This window comes from Acerihabitans sp. (genome assembly GCF_036398755.1).
Taxonomy (GTDB): domain Bacteria; phylum Pseudomonadota; class Gammaproteobacteria; order Enterobacterales; family Enterobacteriaceae; genus Acerihabitans.
The window spans coordinates 1-20,804 of sequence record NZ_DASWOM010000128.1; the positions used below are offsets into that span (position 1 = coordinate 1).

The 20,804-nt window shown below is 56.5% G+C and carries 19 protein-coding genes; 12 read left to right on the forward strand and 7 right to left on the reverse strand.

Annotated elements, in window-relative coordinates; genetic code table 11:
- The 4 genes from VGC33_RS20865 to bolA form a co-directional block, all read right to left on the reverse strand.
- Window positions 1-73, reverse strand: a 73-nt coding sequence (locus VGC33_RS20865; protein WP_331122732.1) for a hypothetical protein, incomplete at its 3' end; no start/stop codon positions are given.
- A 141-nt stretch (window positions 74-214) separates the two neighbouring features.
- Window positions 215-847 carry an ATP-dependent Clp endopeptidase proteolytic subunit ClpP gene (gene clpP / locus VGC33_RS20870; protein ID WP_331122692.1) on the reverse strand — a complete coding sequence of 211 codons (633 nt, stop codon included), beginning with the start codon at window positions 845-847 and terminating at the stop codon, window positions 215-217.
- A gap of 412 nt (window positions 848-1,259) precedes the next feature.
- The gene (gene tig, locus VGC33_RS20875) at window positions 1,260-2,564 is read right to left on the reverse strand and encodes a trigger factor (protein WP_331122693.1); all 1,305 of its coding nucleotides are present in this window, start codon (window positions 2,562-2,564) and stop codon (window positions 1,260-1,262) included.
- Between the two features lie 465 nt (window positions 2,565-3,029).
- Window positions 3,030-3,344: a transcriptional regulator BolA gene (gene bolA, locus VGC33_RS20880; protein WP_331122694.1), complete on the reverse strand. Its 315-nt coding sequence runs from the start codon at window positions 3,342-3,344 to the stop codon at window positions 3,030-3,032.
- A 306-nt stretch (window positions 3,345-3,650) separates the two neighbouring features.
- On the opposite strand from bolA, the gene VGC33_RS20885 reads away from it, so the two are divergent.
- The 8 genes from VGC33_RS20885 (at window position 3,651) to VGC33_RS20920 (ending at window position 12,578) form a co-directional block, all read left to right on the forward strand.
- Window positions 3,651-4,229 (forward strand): lipoprotein, encoded by a 579-nt coding sequence (locus tag VGC33_RS20885; RefSeq protein ID WP_331122695.1) that lies wholly within the window; start codon window positions 3,651-3,653, stop codon window positions 4,227-4,229.
- A 76-nt stretch (window positions 4,230-4,305) separates the two neighbouring features.
- Window positions 4,306-5,808 (forward strand): muropeptide MFS transporter AmpG, encoded by a 1,503-nt coding sequence (ampG, locus tag VGC33_RS20890; RefSeq protein ID WP_331122696.1) that lies wholly within the window; start codon window positions 4,306-4,308, stop codon window positions 5,806-5,808.
- A gap of 434 nt (window positions 5,809-6,242) precedes the next feature.
- Window positions 6,243-7,175 carry a cytochrome o ubiquinol oxidase subunit II gene (gene cyoA / locus VGC33_RS20895; protein WP_331122697.1) on the forward strand — a complete coding sequence of 311 codons (933 nt, stop codon included), beginning with the start codon at window positions 6,243-6,245 and terminating at the stop codon, window positions 7,173-7,175.
- 5 nt (window positions 7,176-7,180) lie between these two features.
- A complete protein-coding gene (cyoB, locus tag VGC33_RS20900; protein ID WP_331122698.1) occupies window positions 7,181-9,175 on the forward strand; it encodes a cytochrome o ubiquinol oxidase subunit I in 1,995 nt (664 codons plus the stop codon).
- The gene (locus VGC33_RS20905) at window positions 9,165-9,785 is read left to right on the forward strand and encodes a cytochrome o ubiquinol oxidase subunit III (protein WP_331122699.1); all 621 of its coding nucleotides are present in this window, start codon (window positions 9,165-9,167) and stop codon (window positions 9,783-9,785) included. The genes cyoB and VGC33_RS20905 overlap by 11 nt, the downstream gene beginning before the upstream one ends.
- On the forward strand, window positions 9,785-10,120 hold the full coding sequence (locus VGC33_RS20910; protein ID WP_331122700.1) for a cytochrome o ubiquinol oxidase subunit IV: 336 nt from the start codon (window positions 9,785-9,787) through the stop codon (window positions 10,118-10,120). The genes VGC33_RS20905 and VGC33_RS20910 overlap by 1 nt, the downstream gene beginning before the upstream one ends.
- Before the next feature lie 15 nt (window positions 10,121-10,135).
- Entirely contained in the window at window positions 10,136-11,026 is an 891-nt protein-coding gene (cyoE, locus tag VGC33_RS20915) for a heme o synthase (RefSeq protein WP_331122701.1), read from the forward strand.
- 187 nt (window positions 11,027-11,213) lie between these two features.
- A complete protein-coding gene (locus VGC33_RS20920; protein ID WP_331122702.1) occupies window positions 11,214-12,578 on the forward strand; it encodes an MFS transporter in 1,365 nt (454 codons plus the stop codon).
- Window positions 12,579-12,883: 305 nt separating this feature from the next.
- On the opposite strand, the gene VGC33_RS20925 is transcribed toward VGC33_RS20920, so the two are convergent.
- Complete coding sequence (locus VGC33_RS20925) at window positions 12,884-13,375, reverse strand: YajQ family cyclic di-GMP-binding protein (RefSeq protein ID WP_331122703.1); 492 nt, start codon at window positions 13,373-13,375, stop codon at window positions 12,884-12,886.
- A 195-nt stretch (window positions 13,376-13,570) separates the two neighbouring features.
- Between VGC33_RS20925 and panE the strand changes: the two genes are divergently transcribed.
- On the forward strand, window positions 13,571-14,488 hold the full coding sequence (panE, locus tag VGC33_RS20930; RefSeq protein WP_331122704.1) for a 2-dehydropantoate 2-reductase: 918 nt from the start codon (window positions 13,571-13,573) through the stop codon (window positions 14,486-14,488).
- Between the two features lie 88 nt (window positions 14,489-14,576).
- On the opposite strand, the gene thiI is transcribed toward panE, so the two are convergent.
- Entirely contained in the window at window positions 14,577-16,025 is a 1,449-nt protein-coding gene (gene thiI, locus VGC33_RS20935; RefSeq protein ID WP_331122705.1) for a tRNA uracil 4-sulfurtransferase ThiI, read from the reverse strand.
- Between the two features lie 230 nt (window positions 16,026-16,255).
- On the opposite strand from thiI, the gene xseB reads away from it, so the two are divergent.
- Genes xseB through dxs form a run of 3 tightly spaced genes read left to right on the forward strand, consistent with a single transcriptional unit; the run spans window position 16,256 to window position 19,299 of the window.
- The gene (gene xseB, locus VGC33_RS20940; protein WP_331122706.1) at window positions 16,256-16,498 is read left to right on the forward strand and encodes an exodeoxyribonuclease VII small subunit; all 243 of its coding nucleotides are present in this window, start codon (window positions 16,256-16,258) and stop codon (window positions 16,496-16,498) included.
- 3 nt (window positions 16,499-16,501) lie between these two features.
- Window positions 16,502-17,398, forward strand: a complete 897-nt coding sequence (gene ispA / locus VGC33_RS20945; RefSeq protein ID WP_331122707.1) for a (2E,6E)-farnesyl diphosphate synthase — start codon at window positions 16,502-16,504, stop codon at window positions 17,396-17,398.
- A 38-nt stretch (window positions 17,399-17,436) separates the two neighbouring features.
- Complete coding sequence (dxs, locus tag VGC33_RS20950; RefSeq protein ID WP_331122708.1) at window positions 17,437-19,299, forward strand: 1-deoxy-D-xylulose-5-phosphate synthase; 1,863 nt, start codon at window positions 17,437-17,439, stop codon at window positions 19,297-19,299.
- A 156-nt stretch (window positions 19,300-19,455) separates the two neighbouring features.
- On the opposite strand, the gene VGC33_RS20955 is transcribed toward dxs, so the two are convergent.
- Entirely contained in the window at window positions 19,456-20,712 is a 1,257-nt protein-coding gene (locus tag VGC33_RS20955; RefSeq protein WP_331122709.1) for a dicarboxylate/amino acid:cation symporter, read from the reverse strand.
- Window positions 20,713-20,804 lie beyond the last annotated feature (92 nt).

The window sequence follows — 20,804 nt, forward strand, 5'->3', positions numbered from 1 at the left end:
CCTCATGCTGGCTTTTACCGCAGAAAGAGCAATACAGCAGCTTTCCTGAACCGTCTTTGCGCTTATCTGTCATCAGTAAACCTCTTTCTCTAGTCTTTGTCCCGCAGGCCAACCACGGCGGCAACGCGACTGCTTAACGTAAAACCGGCGTTTGAGTGGTGTTAGTCTACTCGAATGACTCAATACTGTAACTATAGTCTATCGGTATCCAGATTTACGCCGTCAAATCGCGTTTACTTAATATGGAATCCACTAAACCGTAGTCTACCGCCTCTTCGGCCGAGAGGAAACGATCCCGTTCCGTATCTTTTTCTATCGATTCAAGGGAGCGTCCCGTATGTTTGGCCATCAGCTCGTTCATGCGCGCCTTGACCTTGAGGATCTCCCTGGCATGAATCTCTATATCCGTCGCCTGGCCCTGGAAACCGCCCAACGGCTGATGGATCATCACCCGCGAGTTCGGCATGCAGAAACGTTTGCCCTTGGCGCCTGCGGTCAGCAAAAACGCGCCCATGGAAGCGGCCTGCCCCATACAGAACGTACTGACGTCGGGTTTGATGAATTGCATGGTGTCATAAATCGACATACCGGCGGTAATGACGCCGCCCGGTGAATTGATATAAAGATAAATATCTTTTTCCGGGTTTTCCGCTTCCAGGAACAGCATCTGCGCCACGATCAGATTGGCCATATGATCTTCAACCTGGCCGGTCATGAAAATAATGCGCTCTTTCAGCAGGCGGGAAAAGATATCGTAAGAACGCTCTCCGCGTGAAGTCTGCTCAACAACCATCGGCACCAATGCCATATGGGGTGCATATTGTTCTGTTTCGCCACTGTATGACATTATCGTCTCCTAGATAAAATTCGCTCGGCGTCTTTATATTTTCCGATTCTACTTGAGATGAAGATTGGAAGCCATGCTCAAGCCGTCGGGTCGCCTTGGTGTTCGGACAGATGTAATCAGCCAGGGACGTATCATTGTCTGGGCTTTATAATCCCATCTATATAGCTAGTTGGGGGGTCAAACGTCCCTTTTCAAGCGCCCGCCGCGTTTTCTTTAACGGTTTTCGTCCATGTCCTGGGGCGCCGCGCTCTGCCGCCCCACTTTTAGCATCGCGCAGCCGTTAAATATAGCGTTAATTACTTAACGCCGGCATCGGGAAGCACAAACCAACAAAAAGCCCGCCATCGGATGATGACGGGCTTTTAATGATAAACACACCGCACGGCCCGGGGCAAGCCCGGCCGGCCGTTTATCAGGCCGCGGTGGGCTGATTCATCAGTTCGGTGAACGTGGTGGGTTTATCCACCACCTTGGCGTTGGCCAGCAGAGCCTCAACCGCTTGTTCTTCCAAAGCAACATTACGCATATTATTCATCATTTCTTGATTTTTCGAATAATATTCAATCACTTCGCGCGGATCTTCGTACGCCGAGGCCATTTCCTCGATCAGGGTTTTAACCCGTGAATCGTCCGCCTTCAGCTCGTTGGTCTGGATAACCTCGCCCAACAGCAAGCCAACGCGCACGCGGCGTTTCGCCTGTTCCTCAAACAATTCGCGCGGCAGCTCAAGCGCCTGCTTTTCATTGCCGCCGAACCGCTGTGCCGCCTGGCGACGCAGCACGTCGATTTCGCCATCGATAAGTTTGGCCGGCACGTCGATTTCATTAGCGCTGATCAGGCCGTCGATGACCTGGTTCTTCACCCGGTTGCGCACGGCGTTTTTCAGTTCGCGTTCCATATTCTTGCGTACTTCCGCGCGCAGACCCGCGATGGAGCCGTCGGGCACACCGAAACGCTTGATAAACTCCTCGGTCAGCTCCGGCAGTTCGCGCACTTCGACTTTCTTCAGTGTTATCGCGAACTTGGCCGCTTTGCCTTTCAGATTTTCCGCGTGGTAATCTTCCGGGAAATTGACATCGATATCAAAAGATTCGCCGGCCTTATGACCGACAACGCCCTCTTCAAAGCCCGGGATCATGCGGCCCTGGCCCATTGCCAGAACAAAATCGCTGGCCTTGCCGCCGTCAAATTCCTCACCGTCGATGGTGCCGGAAAAATCAACGGTGACGCGATCTTCCGCTGTCGCGACGGCATCGCTTTCTTTCCAGTCAGCCTGCTGTTTACGCAGGGTTTCCAGCATTTGGTCGACGTCGGCGTCGTTAACTTCCACAATGGGTTTTTCGACTTCGATGGCGTCCAGGCCTTTCAACTCCACTTCCGGATAGACTTCGAACTCTACGTGGAAAGTGAAATCTTCGCCGGCTTTGTATTCGCCGGGTATGTAGTTGGGCGCGCCGACCGGATTAATCTTTTCCTGGATAATGGCATCGACGAAGTTGCGCTGCATAACATCGCCCAGCACGTCCTGGCGTACCGACATGCCATAACGCTGCGCAACGATGTTCATAGGGACTTTCCCTTTGCGGAAACCGTCGATGCGTACTTTCTTGGCGACATTCGCCAATTCGCTTTTTACCGCTTGTTCTATGCTGTCGGCGGCAACGGTAATTGTTACACGACGCCCCAGGCCTTCAGTGGTCTCAACAGAAACTTGCATCTTGTTACCTCAAAAAATCACAGTGCTCGGTCAACGCCAGAAGCCGTTTTCAAAGAAGCGGTCATCCAGGTCCACTGACGTGAAAATGGCCTCTGAGAACCGGGAGATCTGAGTGAACAGATACCTGTTCCCCGTCGTCGTCAGAAGCATCCCGAATACATTCCGGAAATATAAGACGCGGCATTATAGCGGCATAGAGTTTATGAGTCGAGAACAGCGCGAAAATTGCCGCATACAGAGCGCCATGGCGCACAAAAAACACAAAAACAGCGCCGGCGCCCGCCAACGCCGGCTTGGACCCCGGCGTGTTCCAGGGAGATCGCGCCAACACCCGATTGGTCCCCCCGGCGTGTTCGAGGTAAAGGGGAGCTATGAAGTGGATTAAGGCGTGGTATGGCGGCCCGACCGGGCGCCCCATGTCGGGGTAGCCCGCCCATTGCCGGGTTTTGATGAGGGGTTAACCGGTCAGGCGATAAGCCTGGCGCCGCGGCACGGCGGCGACGCGGGAACCGCGTTCTGCAGGCTGGTCCACTCTTTAAGGGTATAGGCATGCAGCGCGAGCGCATGAACCGGCCCGGCCAGTTCTTCCGCCAGCACGGCATAAAGTGAACGGTGCCGGGTCAATATGCGCTCGCCGCTGAAACTCTCGCTCACCACGATCACCTTAAAATGGCTTTCCGCGCCCGCAGGAACGTTATGCCGGTAGCTCTCATCCGCGACTTCCAGATAGACAGGATCAAACGCCGCCCTTATTTTTGCTTCAATCTGCTCGCGAAACATTTTAATCTCCTTACCGCGTAGGCCGCGTATCCCGCATCATCAATAAACTTTAGCCGACTTTTTATTAACCCATAGCACTATTATCATAATTATTTGTCTTAAAAAGCCGATACATCAGCTTGCTTTAACAATATATGAAGTTACGAAACGGTTAAAGAAACTTTTTGTGCCGTCCGCGGACAGGCTATGGGAATCGGGGCATTACACAATTTAGCGCGATTCAGATCTTCCCCCGGCGAGCGGCAATGTTATGATGTGACCAATTTATCTCACCCCCAGTGCATCTTAATGATTGAGAAGGCGATTATGCTTAAAAAATTATTTTTCCCCTTATTGGCCGCGCTACTGCTTGCCGGCTGCGCCGGTAAGAGCAACACCCTGGACATCACGCCTAAAATCGAATTGCCGCAGCAGGATCCGATGATCCGCGGCGCCACCGTCAGCGTTAACGGCGCCGATCAGCGTACCGACCAGGCGCTGGCCAAGGTTAACCGCGACGGCGAGCTGGTCGTGCTCACGCCCTCGCGCGACCTGCGCTTCCTGCTGCAGGAAGTACTGGAAAAACAAATGACCGCCCGCGGCTATATGGTTGGACCGAACGGCGGCGTCGACCTGCAGATCATCGTCAACAAACTCTACGCCGATGTGTCCCAGGGCAATGTGCGCTATAACATCACCACCAGCGCGGATATTTCTATTATCGCCCAGGCTAAAAACGGCAATAAACAGATAAAACATTATCAGTCGACCTACAATGTCCAGGGCGCGTTTGTCGCCAGCAACCAAAAAATAACCAATGCGGTCAACAGCGTGTTGGGAGACGTCATCAGCGATATGGCGCAGGACGCCAGCATCACGACGTTTATCAAGCAAAACGGCCAGTAATTTTTACGTTTCCTGCCCGCCTTCGGGCGGGCAGTCGCAGGTCGCGCACCGCCATAGAGACAGCAGAAAGCCGCCCATGCCTAATCACCAGCTCAGCCTTGCCACGCTCGCCCAGCCGCGATCCCTGATGTTACTGTGCCTGGGCTTCGCCTCCGGCCTGCCGCTCGCGCTGACCTCCGGCACGCTTCAGGCCTGGATGACGGTAGCCAATGTCGATCTTAAGACCATCGGTTTTTTTTCCCTGGTGGGTCAGGCCTACGTTTTCAAGTTTCTCTGGTCACCGCTGATGGACAGGTACACCCCGCCGCTGCTGGGCCGGCGGCGCGGCTGGCTGGTGATAACCCAGCTGTTGCTGATGGCCGGGCTTATCGCCATGGGCACGAGGGACCCGTCGCGGGACCTGATGCTGATGGCTCTGCTGGCGGTATGGGTGGCATTTTGCTCCGCCTCGCAGGATATCGTGTTCGATGCCTATAAGACCGATCTTCTGGCGCCGCAGGATCGCGGCACCGGCGCGGCGGTATCGGTGCTGGGCTATCGCATCGGCATGCTGGTATCCGGCGGCCTGGCCCTGTGGCTGGCGGATCGGCTGCTGGGCTGGCAGGCCACTTACTGGCTGATGGCCGGACTGATGCTGGTTGGCATGGTGGTAGCCCTGTTGGCGCCGGAACCGGACGATGCGATTCCCGCGCCGCGATCCCTGGAACAGGCGGTGATGGCGCCGCTAAAGGATTTTTTTGGCCGCAACAACGCGTGGCTCATCCTGATGCTGATTGTCCTTTATAAGCTTGGCGACGCCTTTGCCGGCAGCCTCAGCACCACATTCCTTATTCGCGGCGTCGGTTTTGCCGCCGGGGAGGTGGGCGTGGTCAACAAAACCCTCGGTCTGCTGGCAACCATCGTCGGCACGCTGGCGGGCGGCCTGTTGATGCAGCGCCTGTCGCTGTTTCGCGCCCTGATGCTGTTCGGCCTGCTACAGGCGGTTTCCAACGCCGGTTACTGGCTGCTGGCGGTAACGGACAAACATCTCCTGACCATGGGAGCGGCCATTTTTGTCGAAAACCTGTGCGGCGGCATGGGGACCGCGGCATTCGTGGCGCTACTGATGACCCTATGCAACAAATCCTTTTCCGCCACCCAGTTTGCCCTGCTGTCGGCGCTGTCGGCGGTGGGAAGGGTTTACGTCGGCCCCATTGCCGGCTGGTTCGTCGAGCTGCACGGCTGGGCCTGGTTCTATGTTTTTTCCATCTTCGCCGCCGGCCCCGGCCTGCTTCTGCTGCTGTTATGCCGCGAAACCCTGCAATTTACCCAGCAAACCGACGGCTTCCTGCGGCGCGAGAATTTTGCCGGCGCCTATCGCTGGGCGCTGCGCCTGCTGATGCTGGGCGCGGGGTTATTGGCCCTGGGCCTGATGCTGATGGCGTTGCAAGCCCTGGCGTGGCTGGCGCTCACGCCGATCACCCCTTTTTTATGGCAATCGGGGGCGATATTGCTGACTTTGGGTATACTAAGCGGATGCTGGTTTGATTTTTTATCCATGCGGCGCGCAAAAACGGGCCTAGGGGCGGTTAAAAAATAACCGCTCTTTTGCCGGCGCAATAATGTGCTAAAAATCGCCGGGGCGTGAAGAGGATTATTTTTTGTATCGGAATACGATATTTTTTTATGCCAGCAAGGTGACAATTCAGTCCCTCTACTATTTTCCAGCGGTCGTATTTGCCGGTTTGTGGTTTATTTGTCCAAAAATGCTGCCGCCGTGTTAATGCAATGATACGAAAAGCACGGCGTTATTCGTTTCGACGCCAATAATGCAGCCATTTCGACAATTTTTCTCTAAGCCTTTGTGGATATTCATGTTTTGTTATAATTTCAGATGTCGAAGATTCCGTTTGCAAAATGCGGAAACATGTTTCTGACAAAAGCTTAAGCGTGTTTACAGTACTGCAACCTTCCCGTAAAATGCCCACACACAAGAAACGACATTAAAGCCCTTTTTTTTATTGAGGTCGTTAGATGAGACTCAGGAAATACAATAAAAGTTTAGGGATTCTGTCATTGATTTGCGCATCCGCCCTGCTGAGCGGCTGCGATATGGCGTTAATGAATCCCAAAGGACAGATTGGACTGGAGCAACGTTCACTCATACTCACCGCACTTGGGCTGATGTTATTAGTGGTTGTACCTGCAATCGTCATGGCAGTGGTTTTTGCCATAAAATATCGCGCATCCAACACCCAGGCGACGTACAGCCCCAACTGGTCCCACTCCAATAAAGTGGAACTGGTGGTCTGGACTGTTCCAATCCTGATCATTATTTTCCTGGCGCTGCTTACCTGGAAATCAACCCATGCGCTTGATCCCAGCAAGCCGATTGCATCCGATGCCAAGCCTATCACCATCCAGGTGGTGGCCATGGACTGGAAGTGGTTGTTCATCTACCCTGAGCAGGGCATCGCCACGGTCAATCAGATAGCCTTCCCCACCAATGTCCCGGTCAGGTTTGAAATCACGTCCAACTCGGTCATGAACTCGTTCTTCATCCCGCGCCTGGGCGGCCAGATCTACGCTATGGCCGGAATGAACGCCACCCTGCACCTGATCGCCAACGAGACCGGCTCTTATGACGGCATTTCGTCGAACTTCAGCGGCAGAGGGTTTTCCGGCATGAAATTCAAAGCCATCGCCACGCCGGACCAGCAGGGATTCAACGATTGGGTGGCAAAAGTTAAAGCCTCGCCGGAAACGCTCACCACCATGGATGCCTACGAGCAGCTGGCCGCGCCCAGCGAATTCAATCCGGTTGAGTATTTCTCCAGCGTCAAGCCTGACCTGTACCATGCGGTGATTGATAAATTCATGGGCAAGGGCAAGAGCATGGACATGACCCAGGACAAGGGCATGGACATGAGCATGAGTGAGCACTCTCACGCGGGAACCGAGGAATAACTACGATGTTGGGAAAATTAACGCTGGACTCGGTTCCGTACCACGAACCGATCATTATGATCACCATCGCCGCCATTATTGTTATCGGCGCGGCGCTGGTGGCGGGCATTACGTATTTCGGCAAATGGGAATATCTCTGGAAAGAGTGGTTTACCACCGTCGATCATAAAAAAATCGGCGTCATGTATATGATTGTGGCGTTCGTCATGCTGTTGCGCGGCTTCGCCGACGCCATCATGATGCGTTCGCAGCAGGCGCTGGCCTCGGCCGGCGAGGCCGGTTTCCTGCCTCCGCACCATTACGACCAGGTGGTGACCGCCCACGGCGTCATCATGATCATCTTCATGGCCACCCCGTTCGTGGTCGGGCTGATGAACCTGGCGGTGCCGCTGCAAATCGGCGCGCGCGACGTCGCCTTCCCGTTCCTGAACTCGCTGAGCTTCTGGTTCTTCGTGGTGGGGGTGATTTTGATTAACGTCTCGCTGGGCGTGGGCGAATTCGCCCAGACCGGTTGGGTCGCCTACCCGCCGCTGGCCGGCAAGGAGTACAGTCCCGGCGTCGGGGTTGATTACTGGATCTGGAGCATCCAGATAGCCGGTATCGGCACAACGCTTACCGGGGTCAACTTCTTCGCCACCATCATGCGCATGCGCGCGCCGAATATGCCCCTGATGAAAATGCCGGTCTTCACCTGGGCTTCATTGTGCACCAACGTGCTGATTATCGCCGCCTTCCCGATCCTGACCGTGACCGTGGTCCTGCTGACCCTGGATCGCTATATCGGTACCCATTTCTTTACCAACGACATGGGGGGCAACATGATGATGTATGTCAACCTGTTTTGGGCATGGGGCCATCCGGAAGTCTATATATTGGTGCTGCCGGTGTTCGGCGTCTACTCGGAAGTGGTGGCCACCTTTTCCAAGAAGCGGCTGTTCGGCTATACGTCCCTGGTGTGGGCCACCATCGCCATTACCATCCTGTCGTTCTGCGTGTGGCTGCATCATTTCTTTACCATGGGTTCGGGTGCCAATGTCAACGCCTTCTTCGGCATCATGACGATGATTATCGCCATTCCGACCGGGGTGAAAATCTTTAACTGGCTGTTCACCATGTACCAGGGCCGCATCGTCTTTAACTCGGCCATGCTTTGGACCGTCGGTTTTATCATCACCTTCTCCATCGGCGGGATGACCGGGGTGCTGCTGGCGGTGCCGGGCGCCGACTTTGTGCTGCACAACAGCCTGTTCCTGATTGCCCACTTCCATAACGTCATCATCGGCGGCGTGGTGTTCGGGTGTTTTGCCGGCATGACCTATTGGTGGCCGAAAGCCTTCGGTTATACCCTGAATGAAAAATGGGGCAAGCGCGCGTTCTGGTTCTGGATTATCGGATTCTACGTCGCCTTCATGCCGCTGTACGTTCTGGGTTTCATGGGCATGACCCGTCGCCTGAGCCAGCAGATTGACCCGCAGTTCCATGCGATGCTTCTGGTGGCCGCCGGCGGCGCGGCGTTAATCGCGCTCGGCATCCTGTGCCAGGTGATCCAGATCGTGTTGAGCGTTATCCAGCGCGATCAGAATCGCGACCTGACCGGCGATCCCTGGGGCGGACGCACCCTGGAATGGTCTACCTCCTCGCCGCCGCCGTTTTATAATTTTGCCGTGGTGCCCGAGGTGAATAATCATCGCGACGCCTTCTGGCAAATGAAGGAAGACGGCACCGCCTACCAGAAACCGACGAGCTACGAGCCTATCCATATGCCGAAGAACACCGGCGCGGGCGTGGTGATCGCGGCGTTCAGCCTGTTCTTCGGTTTTGCCATGATCTGGCATATCTGGTGGCTGGCGGTTATCGGCTTCGCCGGCATGATCATTACCTGGATTGTGCACAGCTTCAAGGAAGACGTGGACTACTACGTACCGGTCGCGGAAGTGGAACGCATAGAAAACCGTCATTTTGAACAAATCAGCGAAGCGGGCCTGAATAATGTCAACTGAGATACTGCATAATCACGATAGCGTAACCGCCCATGCCGAGCATGGGCACCATGACGCCGGGGCGATTAAAGTCTTCGGCTTCTGGATTTACCTGATGAGCGACTGTATTTTATTCGCCACGCTGTTCGCCACCTATGCCGTACTGGTTAACAGCACCGCGGGCGGTCCGACGGGTAAAGACATTTTCGAACTGCCGTTTGTCCTGGTGGAAACCTTCTGCCTGCTGTTTAGCAGCATCACCTACGGCATGGCGATCCTGGCCATGAACAAAGGCATCAAAAGCCGGGTCAACGCCTGGCTGGGTCTGACGTTCCTGTTCGGGCTGGCGTTTATCGGCATGGAGCTGTATGAATTCCATCACCTGATTGCCGAAGGCAACGGCCCGGATCGCAGCGCCTTCCTCTCCGGCTTCTTTACCCTGGTGGCGACGCACGGGCTGCACGTGACCTCGGGCCTGATCTGGATGGCGGTGATGATGGTGCAGGTGGCGAAACGCGGCCTGACGCCGGTCAACCAGACCCGATTGATGTGTCTGAGCCTGTTCTGGCATTTCCTGGATGTTATCTGGATCTGCGTATTTACCGTGGTGTACTTAATGGGGTCATTGTAATGAGCAGTCATGCAACTACCGGGCACGGCGGTGCCAGCCACGGCAGCCTCAAGACTTATCTGGTAGGTTTTGTCCTGTCGATTATCCTCACCGTCATTCCATTCGCCATGGTGATGAACGGTTCGGCCACCAAGACCACGCTGATTGCCGTCCTGGCGCTGTGCGCCGTGGTGCAGATCCTGGTCCACCTGGTCTATTTCCTCCATCTGGACCGTTCCTCCGAGCAGCGGTGGAACGTGGTGGCGCTGGTCTTCGCCGTACTCATCATCGCCATTCTGGTTGTCGGTTCCCTATGGGTTATGCTGCACCTGAACTACAACCTGATGAGCCATTAACCGAGCGTAATCCTGATGATTAAGCAATACCTGCAAGTAACAAAACCAGGAATTATTTTCGGTAATTTAATTTCTGTCATCGGCGGATTTTTGCTGGCCTCCAAAGGCCATATAGACCATGCCTTGTTTTTCGCCACCTTAATCGGTGTTTCCCTGGTGGTCGCCTCGGGTTGTGTATTCAACAACTTTATCGACCGGGACATTGATAAAAAAATGGAAAGGACCAAGAACCGGGTTCTGGTGAAAGGACTTATCTCCCCGCAAGTGACCCTGGTTTATGCGACTGTGCTGGGTATCGCCGGTTTTGTGCTGCTGTATGTGGCGGCCAATCCGCTGGCCATGTGGCTGGCGGTGGCGGGGTTTATCGTTTATGTGGGCGTCTATAGCCTGTATATGAAACGCAGGTCGGTCTACGGCACCCTTATCGGCAGCCTGTCCGGCGCGGCGCCGCCGGTGATTGGTTACTGCGCCGTCAGCGGCCGGTTTGATATGGGGGCGCTGATACTGCTGCTGATTTTCAGCCTGTGGCAAATGCCGCATTCCTATGCCATTGCCATTTATCGTTTCAAGGACTACCAGGCGGCCTCGATCCCGGTGCTGCCGGTAAAACGCGGCATATCGGTAACCAAAAACCATATTACCCTGTATATCATCGGGTTTATGGTGGCGACACTGATGCTGACCCTGGGGGGTTACGCCGGCTATAAATATTTTATCGTCGCGGCCGCGGTCAGCGTCTGGTGGCTGGGCATGGCGCTGCAAGGGTATAAATCGGCCAACGACGATAGAGTCTGGGCGCGCAAGCTGTTTATTTTTTCCATCGTGGCGATCACCTCGCTGAGCGTGATGATGTCCGTGGACTTTATGGTCCCGGCCAGCAACAGCCTGTTGTCCTATGTCTGGTAATTATTTGCGCTGATACAATGCCGGCACGCTTAGTTCCCGCCGGCATTCCCTCCCCCTCCCCACCGCCATTGCCTGCTAAGTTATCGTCAGTTGGCGATGGTGATCTGTTACATCTGTTAAGATACCCGCCGTTTACCCGGCGCGCCGATGGCATTAAAATATCGCGGGCAGCTCTCTTGAGGTAGTAATGAACGACAACAAAATGACCGGCGGCGAACTGCGCGCCACCTGGGGTTTGGGCGCGGTGTTCTCGCTACGCATGTTGGGCATGTTTATGGTGCTGCCGGTACTGACCACTTACGGCATGGCGTTACAGGGCGCCAGCGAAGCCCTGATTGGCCTGGCCATCGGCATCTATGGCCTGGCGCAGGCGGCATTCCAGGTGCCTTTCGGCCTCATTTCCGACCGGGTCGGGCGCAAGCCGCTGATTATCGGCGGGCTGCTGGTGTTTGCCCTGGGCAGCGCTATCGCCGCCCTGACCGACTCGATCTGGGGGGTGATACTGGGACGCGCATTGCAAGGATCGGGGGCCATCGCCGCCGCCGTGATGGCGCTGCTGTCCGATTTAACCCGCGAGCAGAACCGCACCAAAGCCATGGCCTTTATCGGCGTCAGCTTCGGCGTCACCTTTGCCATCGCCATGGTGCTGGGGCCGATAATCACTCATGCTCTGGGCCTGCATGCGCTGTTTTGGGGTATCGCCCTGCTGGCCCTGGCTGGCATAATCATTACCCTCGCCGTGGTGCCGGCGGCGGATAGCCATGTGCTTAACCGCGAGTCCGGCATCGTCAGGGGCAGCTTTAGCAAGGTGCTGGCCAACGGCCAGCTCCTTAAACTCAATATCGGCATTTTTTGCCTGCACGCCCTGCTGATGTCGAGCTTTGTCGCCCTGCCGCCGATGATGGCCAAGGCCGGCCTGGCGCCCGCCGATCATTGGAAAGTCTATCTTATTACCATGCTGGTATCCTTTGCCGCCGTGGTGCCTTTTATCATCTACGCCGAGGTGAAGCGGCGGATGAAGCGGGTGTTTATGATCTGCATCACCCTGCTGCTGCTGGCGGAAATCGTGCTGTTGGCGGCGGGAGAACATTTGTGGACGATATTTGCCGGCATCCAGATTTTTTTCCTGGCGTTTAACGTGATGGAAGCCATCCTGCCTTCCCTCATCAGCAAAGAAGCGCCGGCGGGCTACAAGGGCACCGCCATGGGCGTCTATTCCACCAGCCAGTTTCTCGGCGTGGCGGCCGGCGGCAGCCTGGGAGGATTATTGTATCAGTGGCATGGGGCATGGCTGGTCTTTACCTTTGGCGCGGCGTTAACGCTGCTTTGGTGGGTTGTTAGCACGACGCTTAGGGAACCGCCTTATGTCAGCAGCCTGAGAATTACCTTGTCGGCATTGGCAATTAAGGATAGCGCGCTGGCGGAAAGGCTTAAAGCGCAGCCTGGGGTTACCGAGGTGGTGGTGGTGCCGGAGGAACGGAGCGCTTATATCAAAATTGATACCAAGCAAACCAGCCGATTAGAGCTCGAACGGTTGATAAGCTTGGCGTAAAGCTAATTTATTATGACCTCTTTCAGGTACTGAAGTGAATAAATCCCAGGCGCTAGTCGAAAATGCAGGCATATATGTATGGGCAAAGGGTTCAAAATTTTATAGCATTATCTGCGGCCGCCCAAAAAAAACTTCAGGAATTTATTTCAGTAGGCAAGCATCAATTATGAAAAAAAGAGTATTCAGGTGACATTTTTTGATGTGCCAAAGCGGGGAATTGCACCCATGCATATTCAATAACGGACGCCTATCTTATTAAATTCTTTGATTAAAAAGAGCAAGTCGCCCTGCCCTCAATTCTGCGCCTAATCGCGAAAATTCGTAAACTGAAACGGCTGGCCCAGTTCGCCGCCTTTGACCAGCGCCATGGCGCCCTGCAAATCATCGCGGGATTTGCCGGTGACCCGCACCTGCTCGCCCTGGATTTGCACCTGCACCTTGAGCTTGCTGTCTTTAATCAGTTTCACCAGTTTTTTGGCCAGGGTGGATTCAATACCTTGCTTGAGCTTGGCTTCGACGCTGTAGGTTTTGCCGCTGCGCGCCATCTCGTCGGGCAGTTCTATCGCCCCGCCCTCAATGCCGCGTTTGGCCAGCTTCTCACGCAGGATCTCGACCAGTTGCTGCACCTGGAAATCGGATTCGCTGGTGGCGGTGATGCTTTGGTTTTTTTCATTCAGCTCAAAGCTCGCGGGAACGTTCCTAAAATCCCATCGGGTCGTCAGCTCACGGCTGGCGTTCTCAACCGCGTTGCGCACTTCCTGCATATCTATTTCTGAAACGATGTCAAATGAGGGCATAATGTGTCTCCGGCTGCCATTCTTTGGCACGTATCATACCTGCTTGGTTTGCCAGATACAAAATACTGTCCGTGGCGGCGGCAAAAATTAATTGGCCATAAACGGCGCTTCCCGGACAGCGAAAATGTCTATAATCATTACCAATCGATGCGCGGGCAGACGCAAGTTGGCTTAATACACAGCAAAGGTTAAAACATGAATATTACCGTTCTCGGGTGTGGCGCCATCGGCCAGCTGTGGTTGGCCGGTCTGGTGAGCCAGGGGCATAACGTTCAGGGATGGCTGCGCGTGCCTCAGACGTCTTGTACGGTGGATGTGGTAACGCCCCGGGGAGAGAACGTGCGGCATCAGTTGCCCGCCAATAATGCCGCGCTGCTGGCCGAAAGCGGTTTATTGCTGGTGACGCTGAAAGCCTGGCAGGTTTCCGGCGCCATCCGCACGCTGCTGCCCCAGTTGAAAGCGGACTGCGCCATTTTATTGCTGCATAACGGCCTGGGCACCCGCGAAGAACTGCCTCCCCTGCCCCAGCCGCTGCTGCAGGGCATTACCACCCACGCGGCTTATCGCAGCGAGACCGGCAGCATTATCCATGTCTATAACGGCACCACCCGTATCGGTCCCCTTACACCCAATGGGCAAACCATCAGCCACCTGGCCGAGGTGTTGCACGAAGCGTTGCCGGACGTGGCCTGGCATAACAATATCGCCGCCTCCTGCTGGCTGAAACTGGCCGCCAACTGTGTTATCAATCCGCTGACGGCGGCGTATGAATGCCGTAACGGCGAGATAGAACACTATATTGATCAAATCGAGGCGCTGTGCCGAGAAGTGGCGATGGTCATGGATCGCGAGGGCTACCATACTTCTTATGAGAGCCTGCTGTTTTACGTTGGGCAAACCATCAAAAGCACCGCGGGCAATACCTCGTCGATGCTGCAGGATATTCGCGCCCAGCGCCATACCGAGATTGACTATATCAATGGATACCTGGTGCGGCGGGCGCGGGTCCACGGCCTGAGCGTACCGGAAAACCAGCGGCTGTATGAGCTTATCAAACAGAAAGAGGACCATTATGGCCGCCTTGGCGATGGGATATCCGGCGACTGGGAGTGAGGCAAACGGCACCGCGGCCTCGTTAGCCCGGCCGGCGCCGCGGCATGAAAGGCGGCCGCGCCCCGGCGATCGGGCCGGGACAGTTTGACTACGGGCGGTAGACCTTGACGTTGTGAAAACCCTGCTCGCGCAGGTACAGCGCCTGTAGACGGCTCATGACGCCCCGGTCGCAATACAGGAGATAGGACTTGCTCTGGTCGAGGGCGCCGAACTGGGCGCCGAGCTTATAAAACGGCAGCGCCTGGACCACGATATTATCCATCAGCAGCGGCTGGCTTTCCTGTTCGTCCACCGGGCGGATATCCAGCACGATATCATTGCCGCCCACGTCGGCGGCGGTTTCCACTTCCACCACGTCCTGGCGGGTCTGCTCGATAATGTCGCGGATATCAATGCTGCTCGCCTCCGCCACCGCCCGTTCCAGCACGCTGAAGTCAAACTGCGCTTCTTCCTGCTCGATGCGGTGCTTCACCGCCTTGACCGTGGGGCTTTTGGAAATCACGCCGCAGTACTCCGGCATGGTTTTGGCGAATTCCTCGGTGCCGATGGCGCGCGCCATATTGATGATCTGTTCTTTATCATGGGAAATCAGCGGCCGCAGCACCAGCGTATCGGAGACGTTATCAATCAGGCGCAGATTGGTGAGGGTCTGGCTTGAGACCTGCCCCAGGGCTTCACCGGTGACCAGCGCCTGGATGCCGAAGCGCTCCGCCATTTCAGATGCCGCGCGCACCATCATGCGCTTGAGCACCACGCCCATCTGGCCGTCATCGACTTTTTCCAGGATTTCACCCACCACGGCGGCAAAATCAATGGCGATAAAGCGCACCCGGTGGGAACTGCCGTAGCGATTCCACAGATGGTGGGCCACCTGGCGCACGCCGATTTCATGCGCCGCGCCGCCGAGATTAAAGAAGCAATAATGCACCCGGCAACCGCGGCGCATCAGCATATAGCTGGAAACACCGGAATCAAAACCGCCGGAAATCAGCGACAGCACGTCTTCCTGGGTGCCGATGGGGAATCCGCCGATGCCTTCGTAGCGCGCGGTGACAAGCAGCAGGCGGTCATCTTCGATTTCCAGATGGATGGTTTCTTCGGGATGGTTGAGCCGCACGCGGGTGCCCGCCACGTTCTGGTTCAGCCCGCCGCCGACGTAGCGTTCCACATCCTGCGAGGTAAACTCATGGGTGCCGCGGCGTTTCACGCGTACGCAAAAGGTTTTATCCACCAGGCGATCGTGGTATTGCGCCAGGGTTTGCTCATAGATGTCGTGCATATCCGTATAGGTGTGTTCCTCCACCGCCAGGATATGATGGATGCCCGGAATTCGGGTCAGCGCCTCGCAGATAACCTGGCGCTTGCTCTCGTCCCTGGCGCGTACGATGATGTGATCCCAATGACGTACCACCGCCAGGGATTCGTCATAATGCTTCATGACGTTGCGGATATTGCTTGAGAGAATTTTAATAAAGCGCAATCGCACCGATTGACTCTTTATCGTAATTTCCGGGAACAGTTTGATGATAAACTTCATGGCGATAGTCGTTATATGATCAGAAGAAAAAGGTAACGTAACGGAACACGTCATATAATAAGATAGGGGTGATACGGCACAGCGCGCCTGGATATTATCCCTAGCCTCCGAGGCGCGCAGTATATCACTTTACGCCGCGGCATTGAGTCCAATTTGCTTATCATCGCACTCTGGGCTAACGTTGTCTGTTTTCATAAACCATGCCCTTTACGTTGGTGAAAAAAATCGTTATGCCGAAAAAAACCGAACAGCCCGCCAGTTTTGAAACTGCGCTGAAAGAATTGGAACAGATTGTCACCCGCCTGGAGTCAGGCGAACTTCCGCTGGAAGAGGCGCTGAGCGCATTTGAGCAGGGCGTGCAGTTGGCGCGCCATGGCCAGCAGACCCTGCAGCAGGCGGAGCAGCGGGTGCAGATATTGCTTGGCGACGAGAACAACGCGCCGCTGACATCTTTTACCCCGGACGCGGAATAAATCATGGAGTTCGCGCTGCAGCTTAAGGCCTGCCATCAGCGGGTCGACGGGGCGCTGGACCGGTTTTTCGCCGCCCTCGATTCCCGCGAGCCGCTGATCCAGGCCATGCGCCACGGCGCGTTATTGGGCGGCAAGCGCCTGCGCCCGTTCCTGGTTTACCGTACCGGCCAGCTGTTCGGCCTGCCTTTGGCGGATCTGGACGCGCCGGCGGCGGCGGTGGAGTGCATCCATGCCTACTCCCTGATACATGACGACCTGCCGGCGATGGACGACGATGACCTGCGGCGCGGCCAGCCGACCTGCCATATCAAGTTTGGCGAAACCACCGCCATCCTGGCCGGGGACGCGCTGCAAGCCCTGGCGTTTTCCATCCTGGCCGATGCGCCGATGCCGTCGGTGGCGGCGCAAGATCGCCTGTCGATGATCTCGGCGCTGGCCCAGGCCAGCGGCGCGGCCGGCATGTGCCTCGGACAGGCGCTGGATCTGGCGGCGGAAGCGGCGCCGGTCGCTCTGGCGGGTCTCGAAACCATTCACCGCCATAAAACCGGGGCGCTTATCCGCGCGGCGGTGACCATGGGCGCGCTGGCGGCCGGAGAACCGGGACGGCTGGCCCTGCCCTTTCTCGATCGTTATGCCGCGGCCATCGGCCTGGCGTTTCAGGTGCAGGACGATATTCTCGACGTCGTGGGCGATACCGCGACGCTTGGCAAACGCCAGGGGGCCGATCAACAGCTGGGCAAAAGCACCTACCCGGCGCTGCTGGGGCTTGATAACGCGCGCGCCAAGGCAGATGATCTGATCCAGGATTCATTAGCGGCCTTAATGCAGGTCGAAAGCCTGGGGTATGATACCTCGGCCCTGAACGCGCTGGCGCGGTTTGTCATTGAACGCGATAAGTAAAAAAAAGCGTCTTTTTCCCTCTCTGACATGAGTATCCGATGAGTATTGATCTGACGAAGTACCCAACGCTGGCGTTAGCCGAAATTCCCGCCGAACTGCGGCTGCTGCCGAAAGAGAGTTTAGTCAGGCTTTGCGATGAACTCCGGCGCTTCCTGCTGGACAGCGTCAGCCGCTCAAGCGGCCATTTCGCCTCGGGTCTGGGTACCGTGGAACTTACCGTCGCGCTGCATTACGTCTACAACACCCCGTTTGACCATGTGGTGTGGGACGTCGGTCATCAGGCCTATCCGCACAAAATCCTGACCGGGCGCCGCGACCAGATCGGCACCATTCGCCAGAAAGACGGTTTGCATCCCTTTCCCTGGCGCGGCGAGAGCGATTATGACGTGCTGTCGGTCGGCCATTCCTCCACCTCCATCAGCGCCGGCCTGGGCATGGCGGTGGCCGCCGGACATGAGGGCAAAGGGCGCCGTACCGTCTGCGTTATCGGCGACGGGGCCATCACCGCCGGCATGGCGTTCGAGGCGATGAACCATGCCGGTGATATCAAGTCGGATCTGCTGGTGATCCTTAATGATAACGAAATGTCGATTTCCGAAAACGTCGGCGCGCTGAACAACCATCTGGCGCAGATCCTCTCGGGCAAGCTGTATTCCACCCTGCGCGAGGGCGGCAAGCGGGTGCTGTCCGGCATCCCGCCCATTAAGGAGCTGGTCAAGCGCACCGAGGAGCATATAAAGGGCATGGTGGTGCCGGGCACGCTGTTCGAGGAACTGGGATTTAACTATATCGGCCCGGTTGACGGACACGACGTGCTGGGGTTGGTCCATACGCTGAAGAACATGCGCGCCATGAAAGGCCCGCAGTTCCTGCATATCATGACCAAAAAGGGCAAGGGCTACGCCCCGGCGGAACAAGATCCCATCGGCTGGCATGCGGTGCCGAAATTTGATCCCGCGGCCGGCACCCTGCCCAAAAGCGCCGGCGGGCTGCCCACCTATTCGGCGATTTTCGGCAATTGGCTGTGCGAAACGGCGGCCACCGACGATAAATTGATGGCGATCACCCCCGCCATGCGCGAAGGCTCGGGCATGGTGGCTTTTTCGCGCCAATACCCGGGCCAGTATTTCGACGTGGCCATTGCCGAACAACACGCCGTGACCTTTGCCGCGGGCCTGGCCATCGGCGGTTACAAACCGGTGGTGGCCATCTACTCCACTTTTTTGCAGCGCGCCTACGACCAACTGATCCATGACGTGGCCATCCAGCGTTTGCCGGTATTGTTCGCCATCGATCGCTGCGGCATCGTCGGCGCCGACGGACCGACCCATCAGGGCGCGTTTGATTTATCCTTCCTGCGCTGCGTGCCCCATATGGTTATCATGACGCCGAGCGATGAAAACGAATGCCGGCTGATGCTGCATACCGGCTATCACTATCAAGAGGGACCGTCGGCGGTGCGTTATCCGCGCGGCAGCGGCACCGGCGCGGCGTTTTCGCCGCTGGCGCCGCTGGCCATCGGCAAAGGCGTGATCCGCCGACAGGGCGATAAAATCGCCATCCTCAATTTCGGCACCCTGCTGGCCGAGGCGCGCATCGTCGCCGACGCGCTGAACGCCACCCTGGTGGACATGCGCTTCGTCAAACCGCTGGATGAAACTCTTATCGAGGAACTGGCCGCCAGCCATGAAGCGCTGGTGACGCTGGAGGAGAACGCCGTCATGGGCGGCGCCGGCAGCGGCGTGAATGAATTCCTGATGCACCAGCGGCTGCTGGTGCCGGTATTGAATATCGGCCTGCCCGATCGGTTTATTCCCCAGGGCGGCCAGGAGGAAATGCGCGCCGCGCTCGGGCTGGACAGCGCCGGGATCCAGGCCCGGATTGAGCGCTGGCTGGCTTGACTCCTCGGCACGGCGCCTTGGGTAAGCTCGGTGCTGGCGGGCCTACCGTGCCATGGGGCGCTCGGGCAGGCGGGAAAACCACGCCTGCTTCGACCCCATTGGCACGCTCACCCTTTAACACGCCTATTGTAAGCCCGGTGCTGGCGGGCTATTTATTCAGTGATTTTCCTGCCATTCGCCCGACGCCTCAGGCTCCGTTTCCGGACGGGACAGCATGGCGGTGGCGATACCGTTGCCCAGCACGTTGATGCCTGAACGCCCCATATCCAGAACATGGTCGATGCCCATCAGCAGCAAGATACCCGCCACCGGGATATTAAAGCTTGGGATCGTGGCCGCCAACACCACCAGCGCCGAACGCGGCACGCCGGCAATGCCTTTGGATGCCAGCATCAGCGTCAGCATCAGCATGGTGATTTGCGCGCCGGTCAGCTGGATGTTATAAGCCTGGGCGATAAACATGGCGGCAAACGAGCAGTAAATCATCGACCCCACCAGGTTAAACGAATATCCCAGGGGCAGCACAAACGAGGCGATATTATTCGGACAGCCGAAGCGCCGCAGCTGCTCAAGGGTTTTAGGATAGGCGGCCTCGGAGCTGCTGGTGGTGAACGCCAGTAATACCGGTTCTTTCAGCAGGCTTAACAGGCGGAACGTGGCGGATTTCAACACCAGGTAACAAAAACCGATCATCAGCACGCAGCACAGCGCGATGGCCAGGTAATAGCCGCCGATAAACGACGCGTAGCTCTTCAGGATGCCCAGCCCTTCGTTGGCGATAACCGACGACACGGCGGCGAAGATGGCGAGCGGCGCCATATACATCACATACCCCGTCACCTTCAGCATGATGTGGGACACCACGTTCAGGCCGTCCGCCAGCGGTTTATTGAACTTTTCGCCCAGCGAAGCCCCTGCTATACCGAAAAACAGCGAAAACACCACGATCTGCAGGATTTCGTTATGCCCCATGGCATCGACGATGCTGGTGGGAAAGGTGTGGGCGATAAAGGTCTTGAACGACATGCCGCTGGCGGCCAGGCCGGTATCGACCGTCTGGACGGGGATTTGCAGGTTCAGACCGGCGCCGGGCTGCATCAGGGTGACCACCGTCAGCCCCAAGAGGATGGAGACCACGGAGGATGAGATAAACCAGAGAAAGGCTTTGCCGCCAAGGGCGCCGATGGCCGAGGTATCGCCCATACTCATGATGCCGACCGTCAGCGTGGTGAATACCAGCGGCGCGATAACCATCTTGATCAGGCGCAGGAAAATATCGGTTAACAACGCAACGTTGTCCGCATAGGCGTGCGCGTTCGCGACGCTTGCGAACTGATGCACCAAGGCGCCCGTGGCGATGCCCAGCAGCATAAAGGCCAGGATAAAGGTGGTTAACTTGTTAGATTTAGACATGATTTCCCGGTGTTCAATATAGCTTACGCTTTTATAGTGGTGAGGGGTTGAGGTTAAGTCGCATAATCATCCTTAATGAAGAGGTAATATTC